Origin of the sequence: Paenibacillus artemisiicola, from assembly GCF_017652985.1 — a bacterium.
In the GTDB taxonomy this organism is placed as follows: domain Bacteria; phylum Bacillota; class Bacilli; order Paenibacillales; family Paenibacillaceae; genus Paenibacillus_Z; species Paenibacillus_Z artemisiicola.
Genome location: NZ_JAGGDJ010000025.1, coordinates 64,988 through 76,063 on the forward strand (window position 1 = coordinate 64,988; position 11,076 = coordinate 76,063).

The 11,076-nt window shown below is 64.1% G+C and carries 9 protein-coding genes; 8 read left to right on the plus strand and 1 reads right to left on the minus strand.

What is annotated here, in order from left to right:
* The first annotated feature begins 2 nt into the window (after positions 1–2).
* On the plus strand, positions 3–224 hold the full coding sequence (locus I8J29_RS22475; protein ID WP_208849709.1) for a DOMON domain-containing protein: 222 nt from the start codon (positions 3–5) through the stop codon (positions 222–224).
* Positions 225–387: 163 nt separating this feature from the next.
* On the opposite strand, the gene thrC is transcribed toward I8J29_RS22475, so the two are convergent.
* A complete protein-coding gene (gene thrC / locus I8J29_RS22480; protein ID WP_208849710.1) occupies positions 388–1,776 on the minus strand; it encodes a threonine synthase in 1,389 nt (462 codons plus the stop codon).
* A 233-nt stretch (positions 1,777–2,009) separates the two neighbouring features.
* Between thrC and I8J29_RS22485 the strand changes: the two genes are divergently transcribed.
* From I8J29_RS22485 to I8J29_RS22515, 7 genes are all read left to right on the plus strand, one after another.
* Positions 2,010–2,990 (plus strand): aldo/keto reductase, encoded by a 981-nt coding sequence (locus I8J29_RS22485; RefSeq protein ID WP_208849711.1) that lies wholly within the window; start codon positions 2,010–2,012, stop codon positions 2,988–2,990.
* 211 nt (positions 2,991–3,201) lie between these two features.
* A complete protein-coding gene (locus tag I8J29_RS22490) occupies positions 3,202–5,232 on the plus strand; it encodes a spore germination protein (protein WP_208849712.1) in 2,031 nt (676 codons plus the stop codon).
* On the plus strand, positions 5,229–6,320 hold the full coding sequence (locus I8J29_RS22495) for a GerAB/ArcD/ProY family transporter (protein ID WP_208849713.1): 1,092 nt from the start codon (positions 5,229–5,231) through the stop codon (positions 6,318–6,320). The genes I8J29_RS22490 and I8J29_RS22495 overlap by 4 nt, the downstream gene beginning before the upstream one ends.
* Complete coding sequence (locus I8J29_RS22500) at positions 6,317–7,603, plus strand: Ger(x)C family spore germination protein (RefSeq protein WP_208849714.1); 1,287 nt, start codon at positions 6,317–6,319, stop codon at positions 7,601–7,603. Before I8J29_RS22495 ends, I8J29_RS22500 begins: the two co-directional genes overlap by 4 nt.
* Entirely contained in the window at positions 7,600–7,845 is a 246-nt protein-coding gene (locus I8J29_RS22505) for a hypothetical protein (RefSeq protein ID WP_208849715.1), read from the plus strand. Before I8J29_RS22500 ends, I8J29_RS22505 begins: the two co-directional genes overlap by 4 nt.
* On the plus strand, positions 7,842–8,954 hold the full coding sequence (locus tag I8J29_RS22510; protein WP_208849716.1) for a GerAB/ArcD/ProY family transporter: 1,113 nt from the start codon (positions 7,842–7,844) through the stop codon (positions 8,952–8,954). The genes I8J29_RS22505 and I8J29_RS22510 overlap by 4 nt, the downstream gene beginning before the upstream one ends.
* A gap of 118 nt (positions 8,955–9,072) precedes the next feature.
* Positions 9,073–11,076: ATP-dependent helicase (locus tag I8J29_RS22515; RefSeq protein WP_208849717.1), on the plus strand; the 2,004-nt coding region annotated here is incomplete at its 3' end.

Here is an 11,076-nt window from a genome sequence, read left to right on the forward strand (position 1 = left end):
CGGTGCAGGCACGGCCCGAGGCGGCCAAGACGACGACCTGCACGCCGGCGTTCGATTGGGACGACGTTCGTCCGGCCGGGTATGCCGGCTCGAAGGACGTCGGGTTGGCGTTCGTCGTCAAAGACAGCAACGGCTCGGGCCGCAAAGGCTGGCTGTCCTGCATGGGCGGCATCGCGAACGGCAAGGACCCGGCGCAATTCGGCGACGCGATTTTGAAGAACTAGCCGTTTCCCGTCCCGCATCCCGCATCCCGCATCCCGCATCCGGCCATCGGCCGCCGTCCCGTCGGCAGGTAGTAAACGAAAAAGAAAACGAAAACGAAAACGAAAAACAGCTCCCGGCGACGGATTCGCCGGGAGCTGTTCGTGTTGTCGGTGAAGGGCTCGTTTAGAAGAAGCGCTCAAGCTGCTCCGCGACCGCCTCGTTCGTGCCCGCCACGCGGGTTTGGAACTGCGGCTTGTCGCTCAGCGCCGCGATTTGCGCCGGGGCCGTCTGCGCGATGTCGACGAGCCGGATCGCTTCGTCGAACTTCGCGGGATGCGCCGTCGACAGGGCGACGGTGACTTCGCCGTCCGCGGTCAGCCGGTTCGCCGCCGCGACGCCGCATGCCGTATGCGGGTCGAGCAGGTAGCCGTACTCGTCGTAGCAGACCTTGATCTCGCGCAGGCACTCGTCGTTGCCGACGCCGTACGCCGCGAAATCGGCCTGTACCCGGCGCAGCGCGTCGCCCTCGACGGCGATGCGTCCGTCGCGCTTGAACGCGTCCATCAGCGCCGACACGGTGCCCGGGTTCTCGCCGTTCAGGTAGTACAAGTAGCGCTCGAAATTGCTCGCGACCTGGATGTCCATCGACGGGCTGTGCGTGCCGCGGAATTCGCCCGGCTGGTAGACGCCCTCGGTCACGAAGCGCTCGAGGATGTTGTTCTCGTTCGTCGCGAGCATGAGCTTGCCGATCGGCAGTCCCATGCGCTTCGCGAGGTAGCCGGCGAAGATGTCGCCGAAGTTGCCCGTCGGCACGCTGAAGTTGACGTTCTCCCGCACGCCTTGTTCCGCCAAGCGGAAATAGGCGTAGAAGTAATACACCGTTTGCGCCAGAATCCGCGCGATGTTGATGGAGTTGATCGCGCGCAGGTGATAGCGCTGCTTGAACGCCACGTCCGCGAACAGCTCCTTGATGATGCGCTGGCAGTCGTCGAAGTTGCCGTCGACGGCCAGGTTCAGCACGTTGGCGTCGTCGACCGTCGTCATTTGCAGCTCCTGCACCCGGCTGACCTTGCCGTGCGGATGCAGGATGCAGATGCGGATGCCTTCCTTGCCGCGGACGCCTTCGATCGCCGATGCGCCGGTGTCGCCGGACGTCGCGCCGAGGATATGGATGGTGGACCCGTTCTTCTTGGAGATGTAGCCGTACAGGTTGCCGAGAAACTGCAGGGCGATGTCCTTGAACGCGAAGGTCGGCCCGTGGAACAGCTCGAGCACGTGCAGGCGGTCGTGAATGCGGCGGACGGGCGTTACGGCTTCGTCGCGGAACGTGCCGTAGCTGTCGTCGACGAGCCGCTTCAGGTCGCCGCGCGGAATTTCGCCGTCGACGAAGCGCGAGAACAGCTCCAGCGCCAGCTCCGGATAGGACAGTCCCCGCCAGGCATCGAGCTCGGCTTCGGAAAGTTGCGGGATATGCTTCGGTACGAGCAGGCCGCCGTCGTCCGCGAGTCCCATGAGAACGGCGTCGACGAAGCCGACGGGGGCGATGTTGCCTCGAGTGCTGATGTAATCCATAACGATCTCCTTCACCAAATTTTCAACCATTGTATCAAAAATCGCGCCCGATGCCCATTAGAAATTGATCGAAAATTCGGTCCGGGCCGTCCGCCCGGCCGATGCGCGCGCGAAAGACGGCGCGTCGGCCGCATCGGCTTCCCTCGATTTGACAGCCTTCCCTCCCGGCGGGATACTGATTCCAGAACGGGAGGCATCCGCCTACCTGCGACTAAGAGATGGGAGCGATGGACATGCAGTACGGAAGACTCGGAGGAAGCGGGCTCGAGGTCTCGGCGCTCGGGCTCGGCACGAACGCGTTCGGCAAGCGCTGCGACCGCGAAGCGTCGGCCGCGATCATCGACCGCGCCCTCGACGCGGGCGTCAACTTCATCGACACGGCCAACATCTACGCGGGCACGGCGTCGGAGACGATCATCGGGCACGCGCTCAAAGGCAAACGCGATCGGGCCGTGCTCGCCACGAAGGCCGGCCTGCCGCGCCGCGACGGCCCGAACGGCGGCGGCTCCTCGCGGCAGCATCTCCGGCGGGAGCTGGAAGAGAGCCTGGCGCGGCTGCAGACCGATTACGTCGACCTGTACCAAATTCATACGTTCGACCCGTACACGCCGCTCGAGGAGACGCTGCGCGCGCTGGACGATTTCGTGCGCGCGGGCAAGGTCCGCTACGTCGGCGCGTCCAACTACGCCGCGTGGGAGCTGACGAAGGCGCTCGGACTCAGCGAGCTGAAAGGGCTGAACCGGTACGCGTCCGTGCAGACGAGCTATTCGCTCGCCGACCGGACGCCGGAGCGCGAGCTCGTGCCGGCCTGCCTCGACCAGGGCGTCGGGATCATTCCGTACTTCCCGCTCGCCGGCGGCATTCTGAGCGGCAAGTACGCGGGCGACGCGTCGGCCGCGGCGCCCCAGGGCTCCCGCGCCGACACGGACCGGGGCTTCACCCGCTTCATGCGGGACCGCGAGCTGTCGCTCGGCCAGGCTGTCAAGGGAATCGCGGACGCGCACGGCGTTCGTCCCGGCGCGCTCTCGCTGGCCTGGCTCATGGCGCGTCCCGCCGTCTCCACGGTCATCGTGGGCGCTACGAAGGCCGAGCAGCTGACGGACAACCTGGCCGCGTTGTCCATCGGCTTGACGCCGGAGCTGCAGGCGGAGCTGGACGCGGTCAGCGAGCCGTTCCGCGGCGGCGAGCCGTTCGCGGTATACCGGCTGCCGTGACGGGCGGGGGCCGCGCGTCCGTGCCCGCTCGCGCGCCGATCGGGCCGCGCCTGCCCTTATGACCCGAATCGTCCAAAGCCGCCCCGCGCCGGAACTTTCCGTTCCCGGCGCGGGGCGGCTTTTCGGCGTCGCGGCGCGGTTTGCCGCGGCGGCGTTTAACGGTGGGCAAAGATGGAAAAATTAGTAGGTAATACCGACAAGGAGACTGCCTATGAACGCCAAAGCATCCCTGCAGCCGATCTCGCCCATGCTGGCCGACAACAAGAAAACCTTGAGCGGCATCTATACCAAATGCAACGACGTCATCTTCCGCGACCTGAGAATCGGAAACGGGACGGACGCCTTCGTGCTGTTCATCGACGGCCTGGTCAACGTCGAGGTGCTCGATCAGCACATCATCCGGGCGCTTCAGCGCGAGACGGTGTCGATGGGCGACCTGAACGCGAGGGAGAAGCTGGAATCGACGCTTTCGATCTCGAACCTGCTTACGGTGGACGCCGTCGAGGACGCCTGCTGGCACGTCGGCAACGGCTGCATCCTGCTGTTCATCGACGGGCTGTCGGTCTGCTTCGCCATGGGACTGGCGAAGTGGGAGAAGCGCGCCATCGAGGAGCCGACCGCCGAAGCGGTCGTGCGCGGCCCGCGCGAAGGGTTCACGGAGACGCTCAGCGTCAACCGGGCCATGCTGCGCCGCAAAATCAAGACGCCGGCGCTCAAAATGGTGCCTTACCGGCTCGGCCGACAGACCGATACGGAAGTGAATCTGACCTATATCGAAGGCACGGCCAGCGAATCGCTCGTGCTGGAGGCGAATCAGCGGATCTCCGGCATCGACATCGACGGGATCCTCGAAAGCGGGTACGTGGAGGGACTGATCGAGGACAGCCCTTTTTCGCCGTTTCCCCAAATGCAGGTCACGGAACGGCCCGACGTCGTCTCCGCGGCGCTGCTGGAAGGGAGAATCGCCATCCTCGTCGACGGCACGCCGTTCGTGCTGATCGCGCCCACGACGCTGTTCTCCATGCTGCAGTCGCCGGAGGACTACTACCAACGCTTCTACGTCGGCTCGCTCATTCGCTGGCTTCGTTATCTGTTTTTCGTCATTACGCTGGTTTTGCCGTCCCTCTACGTCGCCATCCTGACGTATCACCAGGAAATGGTGCCGACCTCGCTGCTGCTCAGCATCGCCAAATCGCGGGAGGACATCCCGTTCCCGGCGCTCGTGGAGGCGCTGCTGATGGAAGTATCCTTCGAGGCGCTGCGCGAAGCGGGCGTCCGCCTGCCGAAACAGGTCGGCGCCGCGGTCAGCATCGTCGGCGCGCTCGTCATCGGCCAGGCGGCCACGTCGGCGGGCCTCGTGTCCGCGCCGATGGTCATGGTCGTCGCCATCACGGGAATCGCGTCCTTCATGATGCCGCAGTACAGCGCGGGCATCGCCATCCGGATGCTGCGCTTTCCGATCATGATTCTCTCCGGCGTGCTCGGTCTGCTCGGCCTGATGCTGGGCATTATTTTCATCGTCGTCCATCTCTGTTCGCTGCGATCGTTCGGCGTGCCGTACCTGCAGCCGCTCGCGCCGATGAAGGGCTTCGAGATGAAAGACGTGCTGATGCGTCCGCCGATCTGGATGCAGCGCAGGCGTCCGAGCCTGACGGGCAACGCGCCGAACCCGGTCCGCCAAGTGCAGGGGTTGAAGCCGAAGCCGCCGCAGGACCGAACGGGCGGCACCTCGCAAGGCAGCGAGCCGCAAGGAAGCTCGCCGCAAGGCAACGCGCCGCAAGGCAACGCGCCGCAGGGCAGCGCGCCGCAAGGCAATGCGCCGCAAGGCGAAGGCCCGCAGCAGGGACTCGCGCCGCAGGGGAACGCGCCGCAAGGCAACGCGCCGCAGCAGGGATTCGCGCCGCAGGGGAACGCGCCGCAAGGCGAAGGCCCGCAGCAGGGACTCGCGCCGCAGGGGAACGCGTCGCAAGGCAACGCGCCGCAAGGCAACGCGCCGCAGCAGGGATTCGCGCCGCAGGGGAACGCGCCGCAAGGCGAAGGCCCGCAGCAGGGACTCGCGCCGCAGGGGAACGCGTCGCAAGGCAACGCGCCGCAGCAAGGCAATGCAGCCCAAGGCCAAGCCCCGCAAGGCGGCGGGCCGCAGCAGGGACTCGCGCCGCAGGGGAACGCGCCGCAGCAGGGCAACGCGCCTCAGGGCGGCGAATCGCAAGGTAACGCCTCGCAAGGGACTGAGACTACATGATCGAAAAAGGGCGCATATCGCCGCTGCAGCTTGCCATTTTCCTGCATCCGACCATTCTGGCCACGGCTTCGCTCTCCGTCCCTGCCATTACTATGCAGACGGCGGGCCGCGACATGTGGGCCGCGCCGATCGTTTCCTCCGTGATCGGCTTTTTGGTCGTGTACGTCGTCTACAAGCTGCACGAACGCTATCCGAGCCAGACGTTCATTCAATACAGCGAATCCATCCTGGGACCGTACCTCGGACGGTTGATCGGGATGTCCTACCTTTTCTCGTTCGTCTACACGAACGGGATCGTCATCCGCGAGTACGGCGAATTCATCGCCGCGACGTTCCTGCTGGAGACGCCGACGGTGTTCGTGATCATCTGCTTGATGTTCGTCTGCGCCTACGCGCTTCACCAGGGCATCGAAGTGTGGGCGAGAGCGTCGCAGCTGCTCATTCCGGCCGCGCTCGTCGTCATCGTCCTGATGCTGATCATCATGGTGCCGGACATGCACACGAAGGAGATGTTCCCGATGATGGAATTCGGGCCGCTGCCGCTGCTGCGATCGGCCATCGTGCCGTCCTCCTGGTACTCGCAGTTTTTCATCATCGCGATTTTCCTGCCGTATCTGACGAAGACGCGCGTCTCGGCATTCAAATGGTGCATGATCAGCGTATTGTCCGTGCTGGTCACGATGACGTGCATCAATCTGGCGGTGCTGTATATTTTCGGCGATATCAACAAGGGGTACAACTACCCGTTCCTGATCGCCGTCCGCTACATCTCGCTGTCCGATTTCATCGAGCATGTCGAGTCGCTGTTGATGGCGGCGTGGCTGGTCGCGATCTTCATTAAAATCACGGTCGTGTATTACGCCGCCGCCCTCGGCACCGCCCAGCTGTTCCGGCTGAGCGATTACCGCGCGCTGATCGCGCCGATCGGCCTGCTGATGACGCTGCTCAGCCTGTGGTGCGCGCCGAATCTGGAGGAGCTGACGGAGCTGCTCGGCAACAGCGTGCCGTTCTTCTCGTCGATCTTCCAGATTTTCATTCCGATGACCATGCTGGGCATCGCCGCCGCGAGAGGAGCGAGAGCTTCATGAGCGCGCGCCGAGCGGGCCGGGTCGTCCTGCTGCTGGCGGTCCTTGCCGGCGCCCTGCCGCTGACCGGCTGCTGGGACCGGACGGAAATCAACGATCTGGGGCTGATCACGGGGGCGGCTATCGACCGGTACAACAGCAAGTTGATTCAGCTGTCCGTACAAATCTTCATTCCCCGCGCGTCGGGAGGCGGCGGAGGAACCGGCAGCGGCGGAGGGGGCGGGAGCATGGAAATGAAAGGCGGCGGCAATTCCAACACCTTCGTGCACTCCGCGGTGGGCGAGAATATCGCCGACGCGCTGTCGCATATGCAGGAGCGGCTGCCGCGCAAGCTGTTCTGGGGGCACGCCGAGGTGATCATTTTCGGGGAAGAACAGGCCCGGTACGGCATCGGGGACGACGTCGATTATTTGATGCGGGCGCCGCAGCCCCGCGAACGCGCATACATTTACGTGTGCGAAGGGAAGGCAAAGAAAGCGCTCGAAATGCAAGCGGTACTGGAGCGCGACTCCTCCGAGGCGCTCCGGGAAATCGCCAAGAGCAAATTATCCATGAGCGTGACCATGACGGATCTCGCGCAGATGCTGACGAGCGATTCCGGCGCTGCCGCGCTTCCCTGGCTCCGGATGAATCCGCCGCATTCCAAGCGGAATCCCGATACCACGGCGAATTATACGAACGGCACGGCGATCTTCAAAGGCGACAAGCTGATCGGCGTCGTGGACGCGGCGACCACGAGAGGCATCCTCTGGCTGCGCAACGAAGTCAGGATGGGCGTCGTCACGGTCAATCCCGAGAAATCCGGGGGCACGGTGTCCGCGAAGCTGCTTCGGAGCAAGACGAAGCTGGTTCCGCATATTCAGGGCAACAAATGGAGCATGACCGTCCGCATCAAATCCGAGACGGAAGCGCTGCAGAACGCCTCGTCCGCGAATTTGCTGACCAGCGAAGGGGACATCGAGCTCGTGGAGGAGGCCATGGACGCGGATATGATCGACCGCGTCGAGCAAGCGCTTCGGAAGGTGCAGAAGGGGCTGAAGGCGGACGTCTTCGATTTTGCCGGGGAGTTCCATCGCGCCTACCCCAAGGAATGGCACCGCAACAAGGATCGCTGGGACGAGATTTTCCCGGAGGTGGACGTAAAGGTCGAGCCGACATCCCAACTGCTGCGCCCCGGCTTGACCAACGTGCAGTCGACGACGAGGCACGCGGAAGAGCAGAAGCCTTCGACGAAGGACGGGGAAGAGCGGGACGACGGAGAGAAGGAAGGAGAGGACGCGGAATGATGTGGTATGCCATCCCGAGCCTCCTGACGGTGAGCTTCGTTTTGGCGGTCGCGCAGTGGCGGTGGACGCGGAAGGCGCCCCGGCGGGAGAAGGTCGCGTACTGGGTGCTGACCGCCATCGGCTGGACGATCGGCGTGCTGCTCTACCTCTTCCCTCATCTGCCGGGACCGAGCCAGTTCGTCGATTATTTGTTCGGACGCCTCGGCACGACGCTCATTAATCGCGGGCAGGCCGGCACATGAAGACGGGGGAACGGATCGGAGGCAAGCAGCTGTTCTGCGTCATCGCCGTCATGCAATCGGGCATGAACGTCCTGCTGACCATCAACCCGGCCATCGCGGCCGCGAGACAGGACGCCTGGCTGTCGGAGCTTCTCGCGGGCGCGGTCGGCTTGTTCATGGTGTTCGTGCATGCCAGACTCAGCTTGCTCTTTCCCGGCATGACCTTCGTCGAATACGTCGTGAAGATCGTCGGAAAATGGGCGGGCAACGCGCTTATCGGATTCTACATGCTGTTCTGGTACGTCGTCCTCGCCATGATTCTCCGGCAGTACACGGAATTCATCTTGTCGACGATTCTGCCCCGCACGCCCATGCTCGTGCCGCTGCTCGGCCTGCTGCTGGCGGCCGTCTACGTGACGGTGGCCGGCATCGAGGTGCTGGCGCGCTGCGCGGAGTTGTTCGGGCCGTTCATCCTGCTCGGCATCTTTCTTCCGCTGCTGCTGTCGATCAGCGATATGAAGATCAACAATTTGCTGCCGGTCTTCGCGGACACGGGCATGCTCAAGATCGTCCAAGGCTCGCTGCCGACCATGACGTTTCTCGGCGATTGCGTCATCATGTGCATGCTCTACAAGTTCGTGGAGCGGCCGGAGCGCGGCTCGCGTTTCGTCCTGCTCGGCGTCGCCGTCTCGTCGTTTCTCACCTGCGTCAGCACCTTTCTCGTGATCGCGGTGCTGGGACAGGCGCAGGGGGCGGGCATCACCTACCCGTATTTCAATCTCATCCGCAATACCTCGTATTTCGATTTCGTGCAAAACCTCGACTCGCTCGTCATCGCGATCTGGATCGTCAGCGTGTTCATCAAGGTATCGCTGTATCTTTTCGTGTGCGCGCACGGGACGGCGCAGTGGTTCGGCGTGCGGCGCTGGCGGCGGATGCTCTGGTTCACGGCCCCCGCCGTCTTGGCGATCTCGCTCGTGCCGCGCGATTTCGTGGAGAGCTCCGTGATTTTTCCGCAGCGGATCGCGATTCCGTACATTCTGCCGTACCACATGTTCGGCATACCGCTTATCCTGTGGGCTATCGCCAAGATCCGCGGCGCCGGCCGGGCGGCCCCGGGCAAAAATTAACCCTTGCGCCGGCAGGCGGGTTCTTGCGATACTGGACGTAAGCAAACGACGGAATACGGCATCCCTCTTTCGGCTTCGGAAGAGGGATGTTTCGCGTCCGAACGGAAGGATGAGGCGCATGACGGCCGCAGGCATGGATTTTTTCGCGCGCAAGCAGGCGGAGCTTGGCGTACGGTTGAACGAGGTGCAGCGCAAAGCGGTGCTGCACACGGAGGGCGCGCTGCTGCTGCTCGCTTCGCCGGGCTCCGGCAAGACGACGACGATCATTATGCGCATCGGCTACCTGATCGAGGAGAAGCGGGTGCATCCGTCCCGGATCAAGGCGGTGACGTTCAGCCGGGCGTCGGCGCAGGACATGAAGGAGCGGTACGCGCGCTTTTTCCCGGACCATCCGGAGGGCGGCGTGCAGTTCTCCACGATCCACAGCTTCGCGTTCGAGGTGATGCGGGACCATCTGCGCCGCGCGCGTATGTCGTTCCAGATTATCGAAGGCGACGTCGATCCGGAGGCGGACGAGGAGCTGCCGCTGCATAAGAAGCTGATTCTCCGGGACCTCTACCGCAAAGCGAAGGGCGAGAACCTGACCGAGGAGCAGATGGAGGAGCTGACGACGGTCATCAGCTTCGCGAAGAACAAGCTCCTGCCGGAAGATCAGTGGGCGGACGTGCCGTGCGACGTGCCCGAGGCGGCGCGGGTCATGCGCGAATACGAAGCGTTCAAGCGCTCGTTCGAGGGCAAGCTGCTGGTCGATTACGACGACATGCTCGTCCTCGCGAACGAGGCGCTGGAGAAGAGCGGCGAGCTGCTGTGGAAGTACCAGAACCGGTACGACTACGTCCTGACCGACGAAAGCCAGGATACGTCGCTCGTGCAGCACGCCATCATCGAGAAGCTGGCGCGGCGGCACGGCTGCCTGTGCGTCGTGGCGGACGACGACCAGAGCATCTATACGTGGCGGGCCGCGGAGCCGCAGTATCTGCTGGACTTCCGCCGCGTCTTCCCGGATGCGGCCGTGCTGAAGATGGAGCAGAATTACCGGTCCTCGCGCAACATCGTGGACGTCGCGAACCGGTTCATCAAGCGCAACGAGAAGCGCTACGACAAAAACATGTTCACCCGCAATCCCGGCAGCCGGCCCGTGTACCTGAAGCAGCTCGACGATTACAAGGGCCAGGCGAAATACGTGGCCGCGGCGGCCGAAGGGGCGGAGCCGCTGCGCGAGACGGCGGTGCTGTACCGCAACAATGCCTCGTCGATCATGCTCATGAACGAATTCGACCGCCGCGGCATTCCGTTCTACATCAAGGACGGCGACAACCGCTTCTTCTCGCACTGGGTGGTGGAGGACGTGCTCGGCTTCATGCGCATGGCGTACACGGACAAGCGTCCCGATCTGCTCGAGAAAATCCATACGAAGATGGCCGGCTACGTCACGAAGGCGCAAATGGCCGCGCTGCAGGCGATCGGCAACGGCGAATCCGTCTTCGACAATCTGCTGGCGCACGTGCCTCTGCAGCCCTATCAGCCGAAGCAGCTGCAGGAGTGCAAGGAAGCGTTCCAGGCGATGCGGGGGATGGAGCCGCGCGCGGCGATCCGCCTGATTCGGTTCAAGCTCGGCTACGAGCGGGCGATCGACCGGATGTGCGAGCGGCTCGGCTTCCGCAAGGAAGGGCTGATCGGCATCCTGAACACGCTCGAGGACATCGCCGACGGGCTGGCGGCGCTGGAGGATTTCGCGGCCCGGCTGAAGCATCTCGAGGCGGCGATGAAGGCGTCGAAGAAGAACCGGCAGGCCGACGCCGTCACCTTCTCCACGCTGCACAGCGCGAAGGGCCTGGAGTTCGAGCGCGTGTTCATCGTCGACCTCATCGAAGGCATCCTTCCGTCCAAGGAAGACGCGAAGAAGGCGGAAGGCGAAACGTCCGACCTGATGGAGGAGGCGGTCCGCCTGTTCTACGTCGGCATGACGCGCGCCAAGCGCGAGCTCACGCTGCTCAGCTACGCGCGGCGCGACGGCGAGGACGTGAAGGAATCGCAGTTCATGGCGGCGGTGCGCGAGCTGCAGGCGCCGCCGAAGGCGGCGGAGCCGGCCGCCGCCGCCGGCTCCGGTTCCGCCTGCCAG